This is a genomic window from Exiguobacterium sp. JMULE1 (assembly GCF_013337175.1).
GTDB classification, from domain to species: Bacteria; Bacillota; Bacilli; order Exiguobacteriales; family Exiguobacteriaceae; genus Exiguobacterium_A; species Exiguobacterium_A indicum.
Window position 1 is genome coordinate 1,022,781 of record NZ_SGWC01000002.1, and the last position, 22,624, is coordinate 1,045,404.

The 22,624-nt window shown below is 48.5% G+C and carries 28 protein-coding genes; 15 read left to right on the plus strand and 13 right to left on the minus strand.

Annotated features, from left to right (window positions below; genetic code table 11):
* Positions 1–69: 69 nt before the first annotated feature.
* Complete coding sequence (locus EXW93_RS05370) at positions 70–930, plus strand: DUF4003 family protein (RefSeq protein WP_055967159.1); 861 nt, start codon at positions 70–72, stop codon at positions 928–930.
* Positions 931–987: 57 nt separating this feature from the next.
* Here the strand turns inward: EXW93_RS05370 and EXW93_RS05375 are convergent, their stop codons facing one another.
* A complete protein-coding gene (locus tag EXW93_RS05375) occupies positions 988–2,235 on the minus strand; it encodes a lysine N(6)-hydroxylase/L-ornithine N(5)-oxygenase family protein (RefSeq protein WP_058265188.1) in 1,248 nt (415 codons plus the stop codon).
* Between the two features lie 77 nt (positions 2,236–2,312).
* Positions 2,313–3,443, minus strand: a complete 1,131-nt coding sequence (locus EXW93_RS05380; protein ID WP_174316091.1) for a S1C family serine protease — start codon at positions 3,441–3,443, stop codon at positions 2,313–2,315.
* 207 nt (positions 3,444–3,650) lie between these two features.
* Here EXW93_RS05380 and EXW93_RS05385 point away from each other — a divergent pair, with 207 nt between their 5' ends.
* Positions 3,651–4,001 carry a DoxX family protein gene (locus EXW93_RS05385; protein ID WP_029341233.1) on the plus strand — a complete coding sequence of 117 codons (351 nt, stop codon included), beginning with the start codon at positions 3,651–3,653 and terminating at the stop codon, positions 3,999–4,001.
* Between the two features lie 38 nt (positions 4,002–4,039).
* Here EXW93_RS05385 and EXW93_RS05390 read toward each other — a convergent pair whose 3' ends face one another.
* Positions 4,040–4,804: an SGNH/GDSL hydrolase family protein gene (locus EXW93_RS05390; RefSeq protein WP_023467747.1), complete on the minus strand. Its 765-nt coding sequence runs from the start codon at positions 4,802–4,804 to the stop codon at positions 4,040–4,042.
* Between the two features lie 126 nt (positions 4,805–4,930).
* Here EXW93_RS05390 and EXW93_RS05395 point away from each other — a divergent pair, with 126 nt between their 5' ends.
* Positions 4,931–5,851 carry an ABC transporter ATP-binding protein gene (locus EXW93_RS05395; protein WP_023467748.1) on the plus strand — a complete coding sequence of 307 codons (921 nt, stop codon included), beginning with the start codon at positions 4,931–4,933 and terminating at the stop codon, positions 5,849–5,851.
* Complete coding sequence (locus EXW93_RS05400) at positions 5,844–6,842, plus strand: ABC transporter permease (RefSeq protein ID WP_023467749.1); 999 nt, start codon at positions 5,844–5,846, stop codon at positions 6,840–6,842. Before EXW93_RS05395 ends, EXW93_RS05400 begins: the two co-directional genes overlap by 8 nt.
* A 36-nt stretch (positions 6,843–6,878) precedes the next feature.
* Here the strand turns inward: EXW93_RS05400 and EXW93_RS05405 are convergent, their stop codons facing one another.
* Positions 6,879–7,406 (minus strand): P-loop NTPase family protein, encoded by a 528-nt coding sequence (locus EXW93_RS05405; RefSeq protein WP_023467750.1) that lies wholly within the window; start codon positions 7,404–7,406, stop codon positions 6,879–6,881.
* A gap of 506 nt (positions 7,407–7,912) precedes the next feature.
* On the opposite strand from EXW93_RS05405, the gene miaA reads away from it, so the two are divergent.
* Together miaA and hfq are read left to right on the plus strand one after the other, a co-directional pair.
* Positions 7,913–8,839: a tRNA (adenosine(37)-N6)-dimethylallyltransferase MiaA gene (gene miaA / locus EXW93_RS05410; protein ID WP_029341237.1), complete on the plus strand. Its 927-nt coding sequence runs from the start codon at positions 7,913–7,915 to the stop codon at positions 8,837–8,839.
* Positions 8,840–8,887: 48 nt separating this feature from the next.
* On the plus strand, positions 8,888–9,136 hold the full coding sequence (gene hfq, locus EXW93_RS05415; RefSeq protein WP_023467753.1) for an RNA chaperone Hfq: 249 nt from the start codon (positions 8,888–8,890) through the stop codon (positions 9,134–9,136).
* Between the two features lie 43 nt (positions 9,137–9,179).
* Here hfq and EXW93_RS05420 read toward each other — a convergent pair whose 3' ends face one another.
* Together EXW93_RS05420 and EXW93_RS05425 are read right to left on the minus strand one after the other, a co-directional pair.
* On the minus strand, positions 9,180–9,584 hold the full coding sequence (locus tag EXW93_RS05420) for a DUF2283 domain-containing protein (protein ID WP_174316092.1): 405 nt from the start codon (positions 9,582–9,584) through the stop codon (positions 9,180–9,182).
* Positions 9,585–9,613: 29 nt separating this feature from the next.
* The gene (locus EXW93_RS05425) at positions 9,614–10,585 is read right to left on the minus strand and encodes a site-specific integrase (RefSeq protein WP_058265193.1); all 972 of its coding nucleotides are present in this window, start codon (positions 10,583–10,585) and stop codon (positions 9,614–9,616) included.
* A gap of 138 nt (positions 10,586–10,723) precedes the next feature.
* Between EXW93_RS05425 and hflX the strand changes: the two genes are divergently transcribed.
* From hflX to EXW93_RS05455, 6 genes are all read left to right on the plus strand, one after another.
* Positions 10,724–11,965 carry a GTPase HflX gene (hflX, locus tag EXW93_RS05430; RefSeq protein WP_174316093.1) on the plus strand — a complete coding sequence of 414 codons (1,242 nt, stop codon included), beginning with the start codon at positions 10,724–10,726 and terminating at the stop codon, positions 11,963–11,965.
* 2 nt (positions 11,966–11,967) lie between these two features.
* Entirely contained in the window at positions 11,968–13,245 is a 1,278-nt protein-coding gene (locus EXW93_RS05435) for a methionine gamma-lyase family protein (protein WP_035398134.1), read from the plus strand.
* A 140-nt stretch (positions 13,246–13,385) separates the two neighbouring features.
* Positions 13,386–13,784, plus strand: a complete 399-nt coding sequence (locus EXW93_RS05440) for a MerR family transcriptional regulator (RefSeq protein ID WP_023467758.1) — start codon at positions 13,386–13,388, stop codon at positions 13,782–13,784.
* A gap of 45 nt (positions 13,785–13,829) precedes the next feature.
* Positions 13,830–15,176, plus strand: a complete 1,347-nt coding sequence (glnA, locus tag EXW93_RS05445; RefSeq protein ID WP_023467759.1) for a type I glutamate--ammonia ligase — start codon at positions 13,830–13,832, stop codon at positions 15,174–15,176.
* Positions 15,177–15,292: 116 nt separating this feature from the next.
* Positions 15,293–15,529 (plus strand): (4Fe-4S)-binding protein, encoded by a 237-nt coding sequence (locus EXW93_RS05450; RefSeq protein WP_035398132.1) that lies wholly within the window; start codon positions 15,293–15,295, stop codon positions 15,527–15,529.
* The gene (locus tag EXW93_RS05455) at positions 15,504–15,779 is read left to right on the plus strand and encodes a GNAT family N-acetyltransferase (RefSeq protein ID WP_174316094.1); all 276 of its coding nucleotides are present in this window, start codon (positions 15,504–15,506) and stop codon (positions 15,777–15,779) included. The genes EXW93_RS05450 and EXW93_RS05455 overlap by 26 nt, the downstream gene beginning before the upstream one ends.
* A 49-nt stretch (positions 15,780–15,828) precedes the next feature.
* Here EXW93_RS05455 and EXW93_RS05460 read toward each other — a convergent pair whose 3' ends face one another.
* The 3 genes from EXW93_RS05460 to EXW93_RS05470 form a co-directional block, all read right to left on the minus strand.
* Positions 15,829–16,005 (minus strand): hypothetical protein, encoded by a 177-nt coding sequence (locus tag EXW93_RS05460; protein WP_174316095.1) that lies wholly within the window; start codon positions 16,003–16,005, stop codon positions 15,829–15,831.
* An 87-nt stretch (positions 16,006–16,092) separates the two neighbouring features.
* Positions 16,093–16,419 (minus strand): AzlD domain-containing protein, encoded by a 327-nt coding sequence (locus tag EXW93_RS05465; RefSeq protein ID WP_174316096.1) that lies wholly within the window; start codon positions 16,417–16,419, stop codon positions 16,093–16,095.
* The gene (locus EXW93_RS05470) at positions 16,398–17,099 is read right to left on the minus strand and encodes an AzlC family ABC transporter permease (RefSeq protein WP_174316097.1); all 702 of its coding nucleotides are present in this window, start codon (positions 17,097–17,099) and stop codon (positions 16,398–16,400) included. Before EXW93_RS05470 ends, EXW93_RS05465 begins: the two co-directional genes overlap by 22 nt.
* Before the next feature lie 154 nt (positions 17,100–17,253).
* Here EXW93_RS05470 and dhaK point away from each other — a divergent pair, with 154 nt between their 5' ends.
* From dhaK to dhaM, 3 genes are read left to right on the plus strand one after another with little or no spacing between them, the layout of a single operon-like run.
* Positions 17,254–18,222 carry a dihydroxyacetone kinase subunit DhaK gene (gene dhaK / locus EXW93_RS05475; protein WP_023467763.1) on the plus strand — a complete coding sequence of 323 codons (969 nt, stop codon included), beginning with the start codon at positions 17,254–17,256 and terminating at the stop codon, positions 18,220–18,222.
* A gap of 24 nt (positions 18,223–18,246) precedes the next feature.
* Entirely contained in the window at positions 18,247–18,849 is a 603-nt protein-coding gene (gene dhaL, locus EXW93_RS05480; protein ID WP_023467764.1) for a dihydroxyacetone kinase subunit DhaL, read from the plus strand.
* The gene (gene dhaM / locus EXW93_RS05485) at positions 18,842–19,210 is read left to right on the plus strand and encodes a dihydroxyacetone kinase phosphoryl donor subunit DhaM (protein ID WP_174316098.1); all 369 of its coding nucleotides are present in this window, start codon (positions 18,842–18,844) and stop codon (positions 19,208–19,210) included. The genes dhaL and dhaM overlap by 8 nt, the downstream gene beginning before the upstream one ends.
* A 103-nt stretch (positions 19,211–19,313) precedes the next feature.
* On the opposite strand, the gene EXW93_RS05490 is transcribed toward dhaM, so the two are convergent.
* The 4 genes from EXW93_RS05490 to EXW93_RS05505 form a co-directional block, all read right to left on the minus strand.
* Positions 19,314–19,619, minus strand: a complete 306-nt coding sequence (locus EXW93_RS05490; protein ID WP_174316099.1) for a hypothetical protein — start codon at positions 19,617–19,619, stop codon at positions 19,314–19,316.
* Positions 19,620–19,694: 75 nt separating this feature from the next.
* Positions 19,695–21,197, minus strand: a complete 1,503-nt coding sequence (gene glpK / locus EXW93_RS05495; RefSeq protein ID WP_023467767.1) for a glycerol kinase GlpK — start codon at positions 21,195–21,197, stop codon at positions 19,695–19,697.
* Between the two features lie 43 nt (positions 21,198–21,240).
* Positions 21,241–21,942: an MIP/aquaporin family protein gene (locus tag EXW93_RS05500; protein WP_023467768.1), complete on the minus strand. Its 702-nt coding sequence runs from the start codon at positions 21,940–21,942 to the stop codon at positions 21,241–21,243.
* Between the two features lie 122 nt (positions 21,943–22,064).
* Positions 22,065–22,598 carry a metal-binding protein gene (locus EXW93_RS05505; protein WP_174316100.1) on the minus strand — a complete coding sequence of 178 codons (534 nt, stop codon included), beginning with the start codon at positions 22,596–22,598 and terminating at the stop codon, positions 22,065–22,067.
* Between the last annotated feature and the right edge of the window lie 26 nt (positions 22,599–22,624).

Consider the following 22,624-nt stretch of genomic DNA (forward strand, 5'->3'; position numbering starts at 1 on the left):
TTCAAAAATAAGATTGTGTATGCTAATTTTAGGGAAAACGATTTATAGAAAAGAAGGCGAGGTGGAAGGATGTACGGTCAATTCTGTGAGAACTATGATGAGAGTTATCCCGTCTTGCGGGAAGAGACGTCACATGATTTCCATCGTTTTTTTGCACTGTCTTACACGATTCATGATACTGTCTTTGAACAAACTGTATATGAAAGGCTAATGCGGACGATCAAACACAAGACATCGCGTTTTTCAGCGCTTCGGAGCCGTTATACGCCGTTACTTGTCGCCCATGTTCAATTGAATAGCACGGATCCCGATGTTCTCATCGAAGAGATCATCGTTGCGGAAAAGAAGATTAAACATCGCCTGATTCGTGATAAAGGGGTTCGTCCATTTTTTGCTCTCAACGAAGTATTGAATCGGCGTCAAGGAATCGATGCCTTTCCCTATATGGAACGGCTGCACGCGACACGACCTCATCTAAATGTAGCAAAGCAGTACGTCGTGACATCGACCTTGCTTGAACAGCAGCCATTACCAGAAGAATTTCTAGAGCGGGTCAATACATCGGAAGAGTGGCTCGCGCAATTCATGGAACGAACGAGTGAACGTGTCATTACGGCGCAAATCTTAGCGGCGCATCCAGATCCTTCAGCGCAACAGGAACGAATCATTGCGTGGCGGGAACTGTTAGAGCGGAGAGAGATCATCATCTGGGATCGTTTAATGCCAATTCTTGCGTTACTCCCTACAATGGAACGTGTCGACTGGATTTATGTGACCCGGATCGTCGACCGGGAGCGGGCACGGAATCGATTTTCAGACGAGGTCAACTGGTTGATTGCCTTTCATTTGTTGCTCGCTAAAACAGGTGTGACACGAGTTCAAGCCACGTTGTTATTGCTGGCTGCACTAGAGTTGACGAAAAAACCGTAAAACGAAAAACGAACGAGGAGTGGCGCGCGCCATTCCTCGTTCGTTTGGTTTAGTGACTTAATCGAACGTCGTAAACGTCGCATGTCGTTCGACCGGATACAGTTCCGTACCGGCGACAGCGTTCAAGATCAACTGGTTCCGCGAGACGGACATACCAAGATTATCCGCAGCCGGACCGTGTGATAATTCTAAATTAGCGGTTGCGTATAGATGGTGGGCTGTCTCGACCGAACGCACGATTTGGTAGTCGGCATCGACTTTCCAGGCATTCGGTGCTTCGAATACGATATCAAGTCGGTCGATGAAGCTCGGAAGGGATGGCGAAAAACCAGTTGCCGCAATGACGGCATCTGTTACGGACATACGTTCATCCTCAAGTTCTTGATGTTGCATCGCAATCGTGAACCGCTCATCGTACGTAATCTCTTTTACTTCAAGATTCGCGCGGATCGCGACCTGTCGTTGTTCCTCTTCCGTCAAATCATAGAGATGGGCGTAGATCGATTGCAGGGTCTCCGGACTGATACCGTTCTGAGAGCGGGCAAACTTCTTGACCGACTCTTGTCGTACTTCGAGTGGAAGTTGGTTGAAGTACGTGACGTAGCTCGGTGAAAAAATTTCTTCTCCGAGTTTGCCGGTCTCAAGTGTCTCAAACAGTGTCGAACGCGCAATCCACTCGAGTTCAGGACGCTCTGAAGCAGGCGTCGTCAAGAGATCAAGGAAAATCTCGGCGGCACTTTGACCGGAGCCGACGATGCTGATTTTGTTGCGCTGAAGTAAATTTGCCTTGTTCATGACATATTGCGTATTGTGGATGACGCGTTCGTCAAACGTATCCGGGATGGCGGGTTTTGAACCAGTGCCGATGACGACGTTTCGTGCTTCGAACGTTTCGCGTTTACCGGTCGAGACATCTTCGACGAGGACTTCAAAACTATCACCGGTGTCTTGCACGTCGATGACACGTGTCGAAAAGCGGAGATCTTCAAGTTGTGTTGCGACCCAACGTAAGTAATCGTTGTAACCTTGTCTTGAAATCAGAAGTTTTTCATAGAAGTAAAACGTGTGGAGACGGTGAATCGATCGTAAGTAATTGAGATAGGAAAACGAACTTGTCGGATCGGCGAGTGTGACGAGATCGGAGATGAAGCTCGTCTGCATCATCGAGTCCTGGATCATCATGCCGGGATGCCATGAAAATTGTTCGCTTTCGTCAAAAAATAACGTCTTTAAATCTGTCGGATGCGCAAGTGCGCTCAATCCTAAATTCATCGGACCAATGCCAATGCCGATTAAGTCATACATAGAAAAAGCCTCCCAATTCGATATTGTTCTAAAACAATACCCGAAAAGGAAGGCGGACGAAACGTCAGGCTGAAGCTTTACAGCTGGTCGGTCGTCGTTGTTTTGGTTTCGACCGTCATTGTTTTCCCATCACGGATGATCGTCAAGGAGAGCGGTCCATCTGATTTGATCAGTGCCGTTTTGATGTCAACGAATGCTTTGATTTCGGAGTCATTGATTTTCGTGATGACGTCACCTGTTTTCAGTTTAGCCGCAGCAGCTGGACTGTTCGGTTCGACTGACATGACGACGACACCTGTTTTTTGACTGTCTGGTAGTTTGACTTGATCTTTAAGATAACCGGCAGGGAACGCCGCAACGTCTTGTAAGGACACACCGAGCGTCGGATGCTCAACTTTACCGTTTGTTTCAAGCTGTTTGAGGATTGGTAATGCATCATCGATCGGGATACTGAAGCCGACGCCTTCAACACCAGACTCAGCGATTTTCATCGAGTTGATTCCGACGAGTTGTCCTTGTTCATTGATCAAGGCACCCCCTGAGTTACCAGGGTTGATTGCGGCATCCGTTTGAATGACTGTCGTATTGAAGTCGTCTTGTCCATCACTGTTCGTATCGACCGGTACGGTCCGGTCTTTCGAACTGACGATTCCGCGTGTGACGGAGTTTTGGAACTCACCGAGCGGGTTACCGATTGCAAGGACCGTTTGTCCGGCTTTTAAGTCCGCTGATTTCCCGAGTGTGATGACGCCCGGAACATCGCTTGCGTCAACTTCAAGCACAGCTAAGTCATAGGTTTCGTCGCTACCAAGCAACTTGGCTGAGAGCGTCTTGCCGTCATTCAACGTTACATCGAGTTTTGATGCCCCATCGACGACGTGATGGTTCGTAATGATGTATGCTTTGCCATCCTCTTTCTTATAGATGACACCGGACCCTGAACCAGCCGCTGCTTCTTGTTGCGACATCGAGTTGCCCGTTTGATAGTTCGTTACGGTCACGACTGATTTTTGAGCCGTAGCAACTGCGTTCGTCACCGGATCATTCGATGTCGTCGAGACTTGTTTTGGCATACCATTTGATAGTGGGGTATCAGCGACCTGCTGTTCTTGATCGAGTAGGATCGGAAAGGCAACCGTAGCCGTCAAGACCGCGCCGATGATGCCTCCAGTCAATCCAGGTAAAAGTGCTTTCGTTTTTCCAGCCATAAGTCATCATTCCTCTCTGTATGATTTCTGATTTCATCATAGCAAATGAAACAACCTCTTCACTGATTACGGGAGACATTCCGAAATGACTCATCATTCCCCATAATTCGACGACAATTTCTAAAAGTTGAGATAATCAGGTCAGTTCGATACACTGAAGCTGTCTCGAACATATATTTCATTAACAGAAAGAGAGTGTGGAACATAATGCTATTGCGTCTAGTCTATGGAGCAGGATTGTTGTTTGCGGGAGTTGGTCATTTCCGTAATGAAAAAGGATTCGTCAGCATCATGCCGTCGTTCATTCCGTTCAAGCGCTTTTTCGTTCAAGTGACAGGTGTCATCGAAATCGCTTACGGTGTCATGTTGTTGACAGGAAAAGGGGTGCACCTCGTTCGTAAGACTCTTCCTGCCTTCTTATATGCAGTCTTACCCGCAAACGTCAACATGGCAGTCAATCCGAAGCCGATTAATGGAAAACGTCTTCCGTCTTGGTTGCTTTGGACACGGTTGCCGCTCCAATGGGGACTCGTCTCTCTTGCGAAACGCCTGAAATGAATCGGAACAAAAAGCCGCCAAATTGGCGGCTTTTATTGTTAAAAACGTTTGTTGACAGCAAGTAAGGAAGCTTTTGCAATCTCTTCGTAGGTAGAATCGTTCGGGTGGAACTGGTCACTCGATAAATCACGTTTGACGTCACGCACGAGATTGAACGTGTCGATGATCTCGACATCGTACTCGATACCGAGCGTCCGTGATTTTGCGTTCCAATCTTGGACGATGGCATCGAATGCTTCACCGTTTTCCGTCGCGCGGAAAGGATTATAGAGCCCGACGTAGAAGATGACAGCATCCGGATTTTGTTCTCGTAGGATACTGAACGTCTTTTTCAAGTTCGCTTGTGCCGTCGTGACGGTTTCGGCTGTCTTCTTCGCATTGAAGTTTGCGACGCCTTCACCACGATTGAATAAGTCATTTCCGCCAATCGTCACCGAGATGACTTTTGCTTGTTTGATTGAGCGTAAGACTTCTTTTTGTTCTAGTTGTTTCAGTAAATCTTCCGTCCGGGCACCACTGACGGCAAGATTCTGGAAGCGCTCGACAGTGTTATCTTTGACAAGATCGCGTCCGACGATTGCAGCGTAACTATTGCCGTTTGATGCTCCGACACCACGTGTCAAGGAATCACCAAGCGCGACGTACGTCCCGCCTTTTTTGACAGGCTCTTCCTTCGTAGGTGTCAAGACGGCACGTTTTGGTGGGTTGACGACGTCACTATAGGCACTGACGAAGCCGTATCCAAAGATTGCCGTCAAAACGAGTGAGACGGTTAAAAACAGGGGCCAGCGTAATCGCTTCATGAACGTTCCTCCTTCTAGGTTCTAACCTGATTGTAGCAAAAGTTGAAAGAATGTGCGGAAATGAAGTGTTCTGACAAGTCAAATGATTCATTATTCCGCTAGAATAGACAATAAGAGGTGAGAGACGTGAAACCAACAGTGAAATTAGAAGGTGTAACAAAGGTGATCGGAAAAAAGACGATCATTGATAATATCTCGTTTGAGATCCAACCAGGTGAAGTTTTTGGCTTCCTTGGACCGAACGGGGCAGGAAAAACGACGACGATCCGGATGCTCGTCGGCTTGATCAAACCGACGTCCGGTAAAATCACGGTCTGTGACTTCGACGTCCGCAAACAGTTCGTCCAAGCGATGGAGCGGATTGGCTCGATCGTTGAAAATCCAGAGTTGTATAAGTATTTAACGGGTCGCGAAAATCTACAAGTCTTTGCCCGGATGTTACCGAATGTCGATGAGGCTCGGATTCAGGAAGTCATCGATCTCGTCGATTTGACGGCGCGTGTTGATGATCAAGTCCGGACATACTCGCTCGGGATGCGGCAGCGTCTCGGCATCGCACAAGCATTACTCGGACGACCAAGCGTCTTGATTCTCGACGAACCGACGAATGGTCTCGATCCGATGGGGATTCGGGATTTACGTCAATTCATCCGCCGGCTCGTCGAGGAAACGGGACTGTCGGTCCTCGTCTCGAGTCATATCTTGGCTGAGATCGAAATGCTTGCCGATCGAGTTGCAATCATGAGTTATGGCAAAATCGTTCAAGTCGGAACGGTCAAGGAACTGGTCGAGTCGCTCGCACCAGGCGTTGACTGGCGTGTCGATGATGCCTTTAAGGCGAATGAGATTTTATCAGCATCCGATTTAGTCCAAGTGTCCGAAGTCGTCGATGCGAATACGGTTCATACTTTGATGGATGCAAGCAAGACACCAGCGCTCAATAAGCAGCTGCTCGAAGCAGGGGTCGAAGTCTGGACGATTGAACGGAAGGTCCAAACGCTCGAAGATCTATTCATCACGTTAACGGGAGGCGATCACATTGCGTAATCCGAACATGATCGGTCTCGTACGAAATGAAGTGACGAAAATTGCTTCGAAACGTCGTTTTGCCGTCGTTGCGATCATTCTCGTCGTTCTTGTCTCGATGTTTACGTACGCACAGTACCGAGACATCCAAGAACAAATCAAAAAGCAGGGAACGCTCGATTGGCGGGTTGAGTTACAACAAGACATCGTCGACACGCAGAACCGTCTTGCTTCTAGCAGTATTCAAGATGAGTTCCGTCAGTTCCTTGAGTTTGACCTCAAACAAAATCAATACTATCTCGATAACGACATCAACCCGAACTATCCGGGAGCCCCGACGTTCATCCGGATCTTCTTCTCGCAAGGATTGACGCTGATCTTACCGCTGTTCATCATCGTCATCATGGCGGATATCGTCAGTGGGGAGCAAAATGATGGAACGATCAAGACGCTCCTGTCGCGACCAGTCCGGCGCTGGAAAATCCTGATGGCGAAATGGTTGACGGTGTTACTCTATACGTCGATGTTGATGGCATTGACCGTCGCCGTCTGTTACGCGATATCCGGGATCGTCCTCGGCTATGACGGCTGGACAGCACCGATCTTGACCGGTTTCCAAGCCTCACCGAGCGGTACGTTCTCGACCGAGTTCGTGCATACGTTACCGATGTGGGAGTACCTCTTGATGGCAGTCGGTCTAGCGTGGATCGTCACAGCCGTTGTCGGAACGATCGCCTTGATGGTCTCTGTTCTCGTCAAAAACACAGCGACAGGGATCGGGATCATGATGGCAGTCTTGATTTCCGGTACGTTACTGACGACGCTTGGTTCAAGTTGGACGAGCTCGAAATATCTCGTCAACGTCAATTTCGGACTGATCAACTATCTCGATGGACAAGCACCACCAATCGAAGGAATGACGCTTCCGTTCTCACTTGCTGTCCTCGGTTGTTGGACGGTCGCGGCGCTAATCGTTGCGTTTTGGAACTTCACACAAAAAGATATGTATTAAGACGAACGGGTCCACCTATAGAGGGGGACCCGTTTTTCATGGATGAAGCGACAAACGATCGTATGTCTCGATTATTTTTTGATACTGAAGTTGTGTCGATAACGAAGCATCTACTATCAGAATCGGGGAAATCGACTGGTCCATCTGATACTGGTGTTCTGCGAACGTACCGATCATCGATGGATCCGTCGCCGTGTGATACGTCCGGCACCAGTCAAGGAATTCATTGGAGCCTGTAAAATCTGGGTATCGTGCTTTTTCGCGCGCGATGAGACGTTCCATCCGAACCGATTCGTCGAGCGACAGGAAGACAAGCAAGTCCCGATTGATGAAACCATCCGGATGCCAAGCGAAGACAGAGCCGGAGACGATGTAATCGTTGTAAGACATAAGATCTGCTTCATACATGGAAAATCGCTCGGAGACGTCTCGCTTTTCAGTGAACGTCGTATCTGTCCAAAGATAATGGTCGGTATCAATCCAGGGAATCTGTTCAGCTTGTCCGATGAAGGCGCCCAGTGTACTTTTTCCGGTACCTGATCCACCAATGATTTGAATACGCACGACAATCGGCTCCTTTCGAAATAATGTACCGGCACGCAGAACAGGCCCGGGCATGATGCCGGACCTGTCGCTTGGAAGAACGAATTCTCCCTATGTCGCCTCGTGCAAGCACAAGACATGGAATCGAGAGGCAGTGCCTCTAATAGGAAGCCGATGCAGGTCAGCCTCCGCGCTACGTACCAATCGTACTTTTATCATACTGATTCCAAGAATTGGTGTCAAACCTGCTCGAAAGGGTTTACAAACCATTCAAACCGTCAAAAGAGAGAATAACGATGATTAGAGGAGGAACGACCATGGCAGATTGGGGCATCATGCTGACAGGCGTCGTCATTTGTGGGTGGTGCATTTTTAGTGCCATTTATGACGATTTCATCCGTCGCGTATAAGACGAGCAAGTGGAAGCCGTCCAGAATGGGCGGTTTTTTCATTGATTTTTTTAATCCGAGTAAGTGGCTGTGGTACACTCGAATCAGAATGAAAAGATAGAGAATGGGTGAAGAAAAATGAAGAAACAACCAGTCATCGTCATCGTCGGACCGACGGCAGTCGGAAAAACGAAGACGGGCATTGAACTAGCCAAACGATTAAACGGAGAAGTGTTATCGGGAGACTCCGTCCAAGTCTATCAAGGGATGGACATCGGATCAGCCAAAGTGACGACCGAAGAGATGGAAGGGGTGCCGCACCACTTGCTAGATCTCGTCACACCGGACGACGAGATGAGTGTAGCGCGTTTTCAGACGGTTGCCCGAGCGACGATTGATGAGATCGCAAGTCGGGGCAAGTTACCGATCATCGTCGGTGGAACCGGGCTTTATATCCGGTCGATTTTATATGATTACCAGTTCACTGAGCAGGCGGAAGATCCAGCCTTGCGTGCTGAACTCGAAGCGTACGCGGCGACGCACGGTGCGAATGCATTGCATGACCAGTTGAAGGAACTTGATCCGGTGCGCGCCGAAGCGATTCATCCGAATAATATCCAGCGGGTCGTTCGGGCGATCGAGGTCGCACGGACCGGTCAGACACAAACGACCGGTAGTAAGCCGGCACTTTATGAGAGTCTACTGTTCGTCCTACACATGGAAGACCGGGATCGCTTGTATGACCGGATCGATCAACGAGTAGATATGATGGTCGAAAGTGGGCTTCTTGAGGAAGTGGCGCGTCTGGACGCTGCCGGGTACCGTCAGACGAAGGCGCTGCAAGCAATTGGTTATAAAGAGATGTTACCAGTCCTTGACGGAGCACCACTCGATCCTGCCGTTGATATGCTAAAACGGAACACGCGACGCTTCGCGAAACGTCAATTGACGTGGTTCCGTCACCAATTTGATGGCGTTTGGGTGGATATGGGAAAGTTTTCATTTGAAGAAACGTTCAAAATTATCTATGATAGAACTGTAGAGTTTCTGAAAGCGGTTAAATAAGAGTTGCCCGAAGACAGAAACAGATAAAAAGAGGGGGCACGGGGAATCATGAAAGCGACATACAACATTCAGGACGTCTTTTTAAATCAATTACGGAAAGATGCAGTCCCGACAACGGTTTTCTTAATCAGTGGGTATCAATTACGGGGGCTGATCAAGTCATTCGATAACTTCACGGTCATCTTGGAGTCCGAAGGCAAACAGCAATTGATCTACAAACACGCGATCTCGACGTTCGCACCAGCGCGCAACGTGACGTTATATGAGCAAGAAGAGACACAAGAAGTCTCTCGCTAATGAAAAAGACGACCGGGGGGTCGTCTTTTTTTTGTTGACTTCATTATTTATACGCTGGCTGAGCAAGCGTGCGAAGGATGTCGACAGGATATTGTTCTAAGTCGAGGATATCAAATCCGATGAATCCGGTATGATCGGTTTCAGCGAAGTAGAACGTAACTCCTTGGAGGTGAGACGAACTTTTTGGAATCGTGTTTTGCAATCGGAGTGAGAAACGATCTGTATGTTCTGCGTATAAGAATGCTTGTGAATGGACGGCGCGGATCACGTTCGCTTCTTCATTGAAACATTCAATCCCGATGATGCGTCCCTCTTGATCAACGTCTACGCCAAGGAATGCATTTTCTTCTAGCTCGTCCGTTTCTTCAATTACGGGAGTAAATGTCTCTGGGAAGAGATATAGATATCCCATTTTTGATTCTTGATCATAAGTCATTCGAATCGTCATTCATGTCACTTCCAAGTCTAATGAATTTTTTACAACAACGGTGTCAGTTCCTCAACCGCCTCTTCATAACGTCGGAGAGAGACATCCTTATAGAGGCATGTCTTCTGCAGACGTTCTTCCTTCGTCATCTCGTCCTGATATGTTTTCAGGATAAAACTGTTGCGTAACATCGACGGTGTCAAGATCCGCTTGTTATCGGACCGTTCATTCAGCTGACGCATCATCTTCGTAATCATGACGATCGACAATTGCTTCGGTGCATTTTTGCTGTAGACCCAGCGGAATGTCATCCGAGCGAAGTCGAAGGCGACGAAAAAAGGATCGGTGCTGTGATAACGGGGGCGGACCGGCTCCGGAATCGTCTTCAAGTAACGCAGCATGATGTCTTGATCTTCCCGCTCGAGGTGAAGCAGGTAACGGTTGCCGAGTCGGTCATGAACGGTCATCTCTTGCTGGGCGAAATTGAGATCGTGCATCTTCAAACCAATGATGTGATGGACACGTAGACCGTAACGATAAAACAGACGGAGAATCAATTCGTTTCGATCGATCAAATACGGACGTGCCTTCAATTGATGTTCCGTTAAGCCGCGATCGGATTGATTCGTCCGGACCAATTGCTCATATTCCTTGAAGGAGGCGACGTGTTTTGCCGTCAATTCGTGCGTCGGTTGTGCGTATTCGATCAGCTTCGCCTTCGTTTGTCGAATCTGATAATTGACTTGATTGATGACGGTGACGATCCGGGCAACCGTTGCTTGCTGGTAGAGTTTCTCTTCAATCAAGTATTCATTGATGAACGTCTTCCACGTCTCGATCGAAATCGCCTTGAAATCGTCGATCGTCTCGAGTGGTTGGTCGACATCGGTCATGTAGCGGTGGACTTCGATTAAATCATAGCGATAGCGGCGGACGGTCGAAAGTTGCCGTCCACTTGTCGTTAGATAAAATAAATAGCGTTCAATGAACTCTGGAAGCGTATACGACTGTTCGCGTGCCATGGTTTTCCTCCCCTTATCGTAATCTTTCTTCCATCATAAACCGAACGGATGTTTCCTGTCCAAAAAAGTTCAGACGAACCGGTGCCTGTGGTATGATAAAGGGCGCAGTACGTCTTTACTCGTGAAAGGAATGATATTATGTCAGAACGCGTCATCGTCGTTGGTTGCCAGCTCCCCGGTGTCCCGGACCATGTCTATGAAGAATCGGTCGCGGAGCTCGAAGCACTCGTAACGACTGCGCATGGTGTCGTCGTCGGTCGTCTGGATCAAAAACGACAAGCGATTGATCGCCGTACGTTCATCGGAAAAGGAAAGGTTGAAGAACTCGTTGCTTTAGCAGACGAACTTGAACCTGATTTAATCATATTCAATGCCGAGGTCACGCCCGGTCAGATGAAGAATATCCGGATCGCCTTGTCGGACCCGGAAGCCATCAAATTGATTGACCGGACGCAGTTGATCCTCGATATCTTCGCTGGCCGAGCCCAGTCACGCGAAGGGAAATTGCAGGTCGAACTGGCACAGATGAGTTATCTCTTACCACGTCTTGCCGGGCAGGGCACACAACTGTCACGTCTTGGTGGCGGAATCGGGACGCGTGGACCAGGTGAATCGAAACTCGAGACGGACCGCCGTCATATCCGGCGTCGGGTCGATGAGATCTCGAAACAACTCGAGACATCCGTCGCGCACCGTGCCCGTTACCGGGAACGTCGCAAAGAGAACCAGACATTCCAAATCGCGCTCGTCGGTTATACGAATGCTGGCAAATCAACGATCTTCAACCGGTTGACACAAGCCGACACATACGAGAAGGATGAGTTGTTCGCGACGCTCGATCCGTTGACACGTCAAGTCGATTTGCCGGAAGGTGGTCAAATTCTCCTGACGGATACGGTCGGTTTCATTCAAGATCTGCCGACGAAGTTGATCGCGGCGTTCCGTTCGACACTCGAGGAAGTGCTGGAAGCCGACTTGATCCTCCATGTCGTTGATGCGTCGAGTGAGCATTACTTGAATCAGATGCAGACGACGAACGATGTCCTCGATGAACTCGGTGCCGGTGACATTCCGCAACTCGAAGTCTACAACAAGAAGGATCAATTGAACCGCTTGTTCACAGGTGGAAAACTGCTGATTTCTGCGCTTGACCCGCAGGATATCGAGCGCTTGATCGAAGAGATCGAACGTTCGATCAGCGAAATCCTCGAGTATCTCGAGATTCGCATTCCAGTTGACGGATTTGCCCATTACAATCCGGCGAAGGAAGTCATGATGAATTTGAAGGAATTGTTCGAAGAAGATGGTTCCGTCATTCTAAAAGGTTACTTGCGTAAAGATACGCGTCTATACGCGACATTGAAACAATACGAGGTGTAAACATGTTTTCAGAATTAACCCATTACGAAACGCTCCGTCCGCTCATTGACCGGGCGGAGGAACAGATCGCCCCGTACGTCAAGAAAGCGCAAGAGGTCGCGGAATACAATCAATTCCGCGTCCTCGATGCGTTCCGACGTCACAAGGTCAGTGATTTTCACTTCATGCCGTCAACAGGTTACGGCTACAACGATGAAGGACGCGATACGCTCGAACGGATCTATGCTGATGTCTTCGGTGCGGAAGCCGGTCTTTGTCGTCCGCAAATCATCAGCGGAACCCATGCAATCGGTATCGCGTTGTTCGGTTTGTTATTGCCAGGAGACGAATTGCTTTATATCACAGGAAAACCATACGACACGCTTGAAGAGATCGTCGGAATTCGTGGTGACGGACGCGGTTCATTAAAGGAACTGGGCGTCCAGTATGATGTCGTCGAGATGAAAAACGCCGAGACGATCGACGTACCGGCCGTTCTCGAACGGATCACACTACAGACGAAGGTCGTCGGGATTCAGCGTTCAAAAGGCTATGCGACACGACGCAGTCTGCCGGTCAACGAGATCGGAGAAGCGATTGCTGCCATCAAAGCCGTTCATCCGCACGTACTGATCTTCGTCGATAACTGCTACGGTGAGTTCGTCGAGACGATCGAACCGACACACGTCGGGGCGGACTTGATGGCAGGATCGTTGATTAAGAACCCGGGTGGTGGACTTGCGAAGACTGGCGGTTATCTCGTCGGTCGGACTGATTTGATTGAACGAGCGTCATTCCGGATGACGACACCAGGGATTGGCGCCGAAGCCGGTCCATCGTTATCCGCACTTCCGGATATGTACCAAGGCTTCTATATGGCACCACATACGGTGAGCCAAGCGTTGATGGGCGCGATGTTCACGTCGAGCATGCTTGGTCAGTTTGGCTTTGACACGGCACCTCATCATACGGCAGAGCGGACGGATTTGATTCAATCGGTCTCGTTCCATGCGCCAGAGCCGATGATTGCCTTCTGTCAGGCGATTCAAGCCGCTTCACCCGTCAATGCACATGCGTTACCGATTCCGGATTATATGCCGGGCTATGCGGACGATGTCATCATGGCAGCAGGAACATTCGTACAAGGATCATCGATCGAGTTATCAGCGGATGGTCCGATCCGTGCGCCCTATACCGCATACGTCCAAGGTGGTTTGACGTATAGCCACGTCAAGATTGCCATCATCTCAGCCGTCAATCACTTGATGGAAAAACAATTAATTCCAGAAAAAAACGTTTAATACTAGAATATCTCGTGAAAAGACCTCTGAACGACTTCATGTAAAGTGATTAAAAAAGTTGTGTTAACTTTTCTTACATCGCTTGACAAGTTGCCTGACAGAGGTTTATTCTCATGGAGTAAGGAAAAAGGAGGAACCACATGGCAGACTCATCACGCCAGTCCAAGCCACTATTTCCCATCGGAGTCGTTCAAGAGTTGACCGCGTTATCTGCCCGCCAGATCCGATACTACGAAGAACAAGGACTGATCAAACCGGAGCGGACAGAGACGAAGCGTCGCCTCTATTCGTTCAACGATGTCGATCGTCTGTTGTCGATCAAGGAATACCTGGATCAGGGACTGAATATTGCAGGGATCAAATTGATTTTTGAAAACGATCTTGTCAAACGCGAACGCGTTGCGGAGAGCGTCGTCGAGACGCGCCCGGAACTATCTGACGGCGAATTGTATAAACTCCTGAAAAATGAATTGAAGGAAGCAGGACGACATGGAAAGACGTCGCTCATCCAAGGTGAGCTCGGGCGTTTCTTCAAGTAAGGACCTGTAACCATATAAAAACGAATCGGAGAGGGGATTTGTCACATGACACGTCGCAACATTACACGAGAAGACATTTTGAAAATCGCTAAAGCTGAGGATGTACGCTTCATTCGCTTACAGTTCACAGATATCCTCGGAACGATCAAGAACGTTGAGATTCCAGTAAGCCAATTGGAAAAAGCACTTGATAACAAAATGATGTTCGATGGTTCATCGATCGAAGGATTCGTCCGGATCGAAGAATCAGATATGTATCTCTTCCCAGACTTGAACACATGGGTCGTCTTCCCATGGACAGAAGATGGAACAGGGAAAGTTGCACGTTTAATCTGTGACATCCACAATCCGGATGGCACGCCGTTCGCAGGAGACCCACGTGGTCAGCTCAAACGGGTACTTAAAGAGATGGAAGAGCTCGGTTTCTCATCATTCAACGTTGGACCAGAGCCAGAATTCTTCCTCTTCAAGAAAGATGAAAAAGGTCGTCCGACACTTGAATTGAACGACCAAGGTGGATACTTCGACCTCGCACCAGTCGACCTCGGTGAAAACTGCCGTAAAGAGATCGTCATCGAGCTCGAGAACATGGGCTTTGAAATCGAAGCATCACACCACGAAGTTGCTCCAGGTCAACACGAAATCGACTTCAAATATGCGGATGCAATCACGACAGCGGATAACATCCAAACGTTCAAACTCGTCGTCAAGACGATTGCTGCGAAGCACAACTTGCACGCGACATTCATGCCAAAACCACTCTTCGGTGTCAACGGATCAGGCATGCACGCGAACATGTCGCTCTTCAAAGGCAACGAGAACGTCTTCTTCGATGAAGGCAACGAAGACATGCAATTGTCGGATGATGCACGTGCCTTCACGGCAGGTATCCTCAAACACGCTCGTGCGTTCACAGCGGTTTGTAACCCGACAGTCAACTCATACAAACGTCTTGTTCCTGGCTACGAAGCACCTTGCTACGTCGCATGGTCAGCGCGTAACCGTTCACCACTCGTCCGTGTTCCTGCAGCACGTGGACTCTCGACTCGGATCGAAGTTCGTTCAGTCGATCCAGCAGCGAACCCGTACCTTGCGCTTGCGACATTGCTCGCTTCAGGTCTTGATGGAATCAAGAACAACTTGAAAGCACCGGCTCCAATCGACCGCAACATCTACGTCATGGACAAACCGGAACGCGTTGCAAACGGAATTGATGATCTTCCATCAACACTCAGCCACGCACTCGAAGTCTTGAAAGCGGATGACGTCGTCATGCACGCTCTCGGCGATCACATCGCAGAGCACTTCGTTGAATTGAAAGAAATCGAATGGGATATGTTCCGGACGCAAGTCACGGAATGGGAACGCGATCAGTACATGGTCTTGTTCTAATCCAACTCAAGCACTTTCGGACTTCTGTCCGGAAGTGCTTTTTTCATAGCGCCGACAGGGATTGAGTCAAGGATGTGGAAAGATACAAGAGTACAAAGAAAGGGAGACGATACATCATGAAAAAAGGATATGAAGGCAAAGAGATCACGGTCTATTTTGATTCGGAAGTTTGCATTCACTCTGGTCATTGTGTACAAAGTCTACCAACTGTCTTTGATGTCAAGCGGCGTCCGTGGATTGAAGCGGACGGGGCACCAGTGGACGATGTCATGCGGGTCGTCGACGGTTGTCCGAGCGGCGCCTTATCTTACGAACGGAGGGAAGCAAATGGAGCTGAAACGAGCGGAACGTAAAATCGAAGCCCATCAGGAAGAGGAAGTGATTGGGGAAATCACTTACAGCGATACGAACAACGGCATGTGGATCATTGATCACACATACGTCGATCCCGCGCACCGCAATCAACAGATCGGGGAACAACTCGTTGCCGAGATCGTCAACTGGGCACGAGAAGCAAACGTCAAGCTGTTACCGTTATGTCCGTTTGCGAAAAAAGAGTTTGAACATCAATCCGATTATCAGGACGTACAAGCAAATACGTGAACACAAAAATCTCCTCTAGTCTCTCAAGACCAGAGGAGATTTTTTCGAGTCATTGTTTATGATCCCTAACTTTCATTTTGCGAGAAACCATCAGCGTGCCGAAATAGGCGATGACGTACAACACAATCAATCCTTGTTTTAGCAGATAAGGCAGATCCATTTGACTCGCGATTAGAAAAATGACGCACAGCAATATCAAATAGGGTATGAACTGCTTATTTGGCATATCAGGACCTCCTTCACTATCCATTTATTTCTATTATAAGGATAACACAAGAGATGCATCGAAATAGGCTAAAGATGAATGACTTGCTTATAGATACAATCGTAGAAACGCCATCGTGACAACACCAGTCACGACCGTCCAGGATAAACTTTTACTGAAAATCGCGACCGCCATGGTCGGGAGGGCGGCGAAGACATGAAGCGTCGAAACCATCGGAAACGCCTCATCTTGAGCGATGAGAAGATTTTGAAAGAAAAGGGCACCGAGCAGGCAGACCGGAATGAACGAGAGCCATTCTGTTACGAGGCGCGGTAACGTTAGTCCATGAAGGACGAGAAACGGTAAGACGCGTGGAATCCAAGTGACGAGTCCACAAGCTAAAAAAAGAGCGATTAATTCCGGGCGGATTTCCATCGTGTGATCACGACTCCTATACTTGCACCACCGAGCGTCGCGCAAAGAACGGCGACTTCTGGAGAAAAGTAGCGCATGGTTATGTAAAGCAATAGTAAGACAATCAGTAGGAGGCAACTATTCACGGCAATACGGGAACGTTCCCCTTCAAACTGTAAGTATAATAAGCCGATGAACATCGCTGTCAGGGCAAAATCGAGACCGAAGCGCTCGGGATCAGGAAACCAGCTGCCGACAAGGGCGCCGAGAACGGTTGCGACGATCCAGCTGAGATACGCAGTCAGATTCAAGCCATGCATGAAGGACGGGGCGAGCTTCCCTTTTTGGGCAGTGTTCATCGCTACAGCGAACGACTCATCCGTTAGTAGCGTTCCGGTACCGAGGCGGTCGCGGAGGTGACGTGTCTCGACATGCGGAGCGAGCGTCAGACTCATTAACAAGTGCCTGAGATTGACGATGAACGTCGTCAAAATGATGGCAGAAGCAGGACTATTTAATAGTAAGAGACTCGTGATGATGAACTGAGCGGCGCCGGCATAGATGAAGACGGACATGAATCCGACTTCAAGAGGGGATAAGCCGGAGGCACGACCGACGATCCCAGCTGAAAAACCGATGCCGATATATCCGAGGACAGTGGGTAGACAGGCACGAACACCTGCTTGAAAGGCTGATGACATTCGATTCCTCCTCTTTTTTAAGAGCATAGCACTCATGCGGAATATCGTCACCAACTGGTCAATATTTTCATCATTTTTTTCGACATATTCGACTTGATTTGGTGGTAAAGAGTAAGTGGTACGGCAAAATCAGTTAGGTAAAGGAGCGTTTTTCATGCACAAATTAATGAAAGATTCAAACCGGTTCGTTTCAGACATGGTCGACGGACTCGTACTAGCTCATCCTGATTTGTATAAAAAGGTCGAAGGGGTCAATGTCGTCGCGCGAAAAGTACCGCTTGATGGAAAAGTCGGACTCGTTTCTGGTGGAGGAAGTGGTCATGAACCAGCGCACGCTGGATTCGTGGGTGACGGTATGCTTGCTGCGGCTGTTTGCGGGGAAGTCTTCACGTCACCGACACCGGACATGGTGCTCGAAGGCATCAAGGCAGCCCATGGTGGAAAAGGTGTCCTCCTTGTCGTCAAGAACTACTCCGGTGATGTCATGAACTTCGATATGGCGAAGGAACTCGCTGAACTCGAGGACATCGAAGTCGACACGGTTGTTGTCAATGATGACATCGCGATCAAAAAGGAAGAGGATCGTCGTGGTGTCGCGGGAACGGTCTTCGTCCATAAGATTGCCGGAGCTGCAGCTGCAGAAGGGAAATCACTGAGTGAAGTCAAAGCAGTCGCGGAAAAAGTCATCCAGGGCGTTCGTTCGATCGGAATGGCACTCTCACCATGTTACATGCCAGAGAGCGGCAAGCCGGGTTTTGAGTTGCACGATGACGAGATGGAGATCGGAATTGGCATCCATGGTGAAAAAGGACTTGAACGAAAAGCAGTCGCTTCCGTTGATGCGATCGTTAAAGAGTTGCTCGATCGTCTGACAAAAGAAGTACCAGACAAAAAAGTCGCCGTCATGGTGAATGGGATGGGTGGAACACCAGAATCCGAACTGTATATCACATATAAATATGTCGCGGAAGAACTTCAGGCACACGGTTACGAGATTGCCCGTTCGTTCGTTGGAAACTATATGACGTCGCTCGAGATGCACGGATTCTCAATCACGCTCTTACCAGTAGATGATGAACTGCTTGGGTATCTCGATGCAGAAACGAAAGCGATTGGATTCTAATTTAGATAAACGGGGTGTACAAAGATGAAGTTGACGACGGAACAGTTACGAAGCGCGCTCATCAAAGCAGCGGAACAGATTGACCAGCACAAGGATGAATTGACGGACCTTGACCGGGAAATCGGTGACGGGGACCACGGGATCAATATGTCACGTGGCTTCCAAGCAGTCCAAAAGACGTTAGAAGAACACGGCGAGTATGAGGACTTAGGAGCTTTATCGAAAGAGGTCGGGATGACGCTGATCAAGACGGTCGGTGGGGCATCCGGTCCTTTGTACGGCACGGCATTCGTTAAGTTCGCTGGTGCGTTCAAAGGAAAAACAGAAGTCGAAGGTGCAGAACTCGCGGATGCTTTCCATGAAGCGACGGAAGGCATCAAATCGCGTGGGAAATCGGAATTCGGTCAAAAGACGATGGTCGATATTTGGACACCGTTCCAAGAGGCGCTCTCGCAAGACGGGGATTTGAAAGCGGCAATCGATCAAGCGCTTGCTGATACGAAAGCGCGCATCGCAACGAAAGGGCGTGCGTCTTACTTCGGTGAAGCGACAGAAGGCGTCCAGGACCCAGGTAGTCTATCGAGTGCGTTGTTGCTCGGCGAAATCGCGGAGGTGCTTCATGGTTAATCTTGTACTCGTTTCCCATAGTGAAAAGCTCGCGACTGGACTAAAGGAACTGTTAGCAGAGATGGCACCGGATACGCCAGTCTTAATAGCGGCAGCTCTTGAGGATGGTAGCATTGGAACGGACGCGACGCGAATCGAAGAAACATTAAATACACTAGACGACGATGGAGTCGTCTTAACGGATATCGGTTCTGCGACGATGAACACGGAATTGGCACTTGAACTATACAGTGGCGAACGGACGGTTCGGTTTATCGATGCACCCCTCGTCGAAGGCGCGTTTTTAGCGGCAGTCCTAAGCGGTCAGTCTAAATCCGTTGATGAGATTGAAGATGGATTGAAAAAAGAGTTTGGCAAATAAGTAATAAATCCTCCTTTGCGAGCAGGCGAAGGGGGATTTATTTCAATTTCTTTTACTCGTATTAAAACTTAGATGAGTGTTTCATGAATCAAAACGACTGGAGTCATTTTTCTAACCACTCTCTAGGTAAATGAATTGTAGCTAAATCAATGGTCTGTAATTCATTTAGAGTATAACTGTTAGCAAGATACATATCCCATTGTGCATCGATATCGTTTGCTACCTCAGTCGCTTGCTCACTTAACGGATAGCTCTCACGTCCGTCGGTTGCGATTTGGTAATAATCGTTATGGTACACGTCGGTCATGTAGCAATAACACCAATCTGCTAGTTCTTCATGTGTGATGTTGCCATCCAGCGCGGCCTGAATGTGTTCTTTTAGCTGTTGATCAGAATAAGTAGAATTCATGACACACCTCTCGCTATATTTTTTATAAGATATCAAAAACCCGGTCCCTCTGCAAAAGGAACCGGGTCAATTGTTTTATTTTGATGGTTTGAAGACCATTGTCGCTTCAACTGCTTTTTGCCATCCAGCATAGCGTTGCTCACGATCGTCTTCTTTCATCTCTGGTTTGAACTGGTGATCCAGCTTCCATTGTTGTTTGATTTCCGCTTTATCTTTCCAGTAACCAACAGCTAATCCAGCAAGGTAAGCTGCACCGAGTGCTGTCGTTTCGTTAATTTGCGGACGATCGACAGGAACGCCGAGAATGTCCGATTGGAACTGCATCAAGAAGTTGTTGGCTACAGCACCACCGTCGACACGGAGTGTCTTCAGTTCGATCCCAGAATCTTGTTCCATCGCTGTTAACACGTCGCGTGTTTGGTAAGCGAGTGATTCAAGCGTTGCCCGAACGAAATGCTCTTTATCTGTTCCGCGTGTTAACCCGAAGATTGCGCCACGAACATCTGAATCCCAGTACGGCGCACCGAGACCAACGAAGGCAGGAACGACATAAACACCGTCTGTTGAGTCAACTTTCGTTGCGTAACCTTCTGAATCTTTCGCATTTTTCAGCATCCGGAGTCCATCACGGAGCCACTGGATCGCAGAACCGGCGACGAAAATCGAACCTTCCAGCGCATATTCCACTTTTCCATCGACGCCCCAAGCGATCGTCGTCAAGAGTCCATGATCAGAAGAAACAGCTTTCTCACCTGTGTTCATGAGCATGAAGCAACCTGTTCCGTATGTGTTTTTCCCTTCACCTGCTTCGAAGCACGTTTGACCGAAGAGTGCTGCTTGTTGGTCACCCGCAATACCAGCGATTGGCACTTCGTAACCGAAGAAGTGATACGGTACCGTTTTGTCGTAGACTTCACTCGACTGACGAACCTCTGGCAACATCGAAGCAGGAACACCGAGGATATCGAGTAACTCTTCATCCCATTTTTGTTCGTAGATGTTATACATCAATGTTCGTGAAGCGTTCGTGTAGTCCGTGATGTGCGTTTTTCCACCAGACAGTTTCCAAACGAGCCACGTATCGATCGTACCGAAGAGCAATTCACCGTTCTCTGCTTGCTCCCGCGCACCTTCGACATTATCAAGGATCCATTTGACTTTCGTTCCAGAGAAGTAGGCATCAATCAGAAGTCCTGTTTTATCGCGGAACTTCTGGTTCAAACCTTGTTCTTTTAAATCGTCACAGATACCAGACGTTTGACGCGATTGCCAAACGAGTGCGTGATAGACCGGTTTACCTGTTTCTTTGTTCCAGACGACCGTCGTTTCGCGTTGGTTCGTAATGCCGATTCCGGCGATTTGCTCAGGTTTGATATCTGCTGTTCCGAGTGCTTCGGCCATGACGGCAAGAATCGAACCCCAGATTTCGTTTGCATCATGCTCGACCCAGCCTGGTTGTGGGAAGTATTGCTTGAATTCCCGTTGTGCCGAGTTGACGATTTTCCCATCGTGATCGAAGATGATCGCACGTGAGCTTGTCGTACCTTGGTCGAGTGCTAGGATATACTTGTTTTCCATTTCGAAATCCCCCTTGAGCGGTATGTGTTAGTGAGACGTGATCTTAGTAGATCAATTGATAGATGAACACGGCAATCGCTCCACCGATGATTGGACCAACGACAGGAATCCATGAATAGCCCCAGTCAGATGAACCTTTATTCGGAATCGGTAGGATAGCGTGCGCGATACGCGGTCCAAGGTCACGAGCCGGGTTGATGGCATACCCTGTTGTACCACCGAGCGATAGACCGATGACGACGACGAGTAAACCGACGATGAGTGGTTTTAAGCCGTCTCCGAACGTCGTTAAACCAAGTGCCAAGATACCGAAGACGAGAACGAATGTCCCGATGATCTCAGAAATCAAGTTCGACGGCGTATGACGAATCGCTGGACCTGTTGCGAACACACCGAGTTTTGCGGCTTGATCATCAGTCGCTTCAAAATGTTTCATGTAATGAAGCCAAACGAGAATGGCGCCGATGAAAGCTCCGACAAGTTGTCCGGCAATGTAGATCGGAACGTCTGCCCACGGTAGGTCAGAGTTCAAAGCAAGTGCAATCGTCAATGCGGGGTTCAAGTGTGCTCCGCTTTCAGCAGCGACGAATGCTGCTGTCATGACAGCAAGACCCCAAGCGAACGTGATGACGATCCATCCGCTGTTTTCCGATTTCGTCTTTTTCAAGACGACACCGGCGACGACTCCATCCCCGAGCAGGATGAGGATCATCGTACCGATCATTTCTAGTACAAAGTTATTCATGCAAAAACCCTCCCTTTGGATTAAAGCAGATAATGGCCTTTCTACTTTAAATTACTCCGATTTGAGAACGTTTTCAATACATATAATTGAAATATAGGAATGGAAATTTTTTATTTTGATGTTTAAAGATACGAAAAAGTGGATAAGAAAACACCTCTTCCTGCCTGCAAGCAAGCAAAAGAGGTGTTACCGACGACGTTTTTTTCTTTTTTAGGTCGAAACCAACTGCTGGAATAATCTAGTAGGATATGAATCGTACTCGCCACCATGATGCCAACGATGAATGCAGGCAAGGAAGCAAACCACGAATCAATCGTAGCAGAATCAAGAACCTGAAAATATAGACTTATAAATAGTAGGGGAATCAGAATCGCAGCACTATAAAGAAGCCGAATGATGTCTCCGATGATCAGTCCATGCGACCAGATCGATCGGTGAGGCATGATCTTGACATACGGCATCCAAAGAACTCGAAATGGTCCAAAGCGATAATACGGTTCTGACTTTAAATCGAGGTCGGGTGACAACCAAAGGGTACCGACAGCGATACCGATGGCAGTCGGTAACCAATCGGTTTGTTGCGTTGCGACCGAATACGCAACGTAACCCGTCAGTGCGACGGTATTGACGGTATCATGTACATTTCCTGATGGCATGAAAAAAGACCAGTCGTAACTGGTCC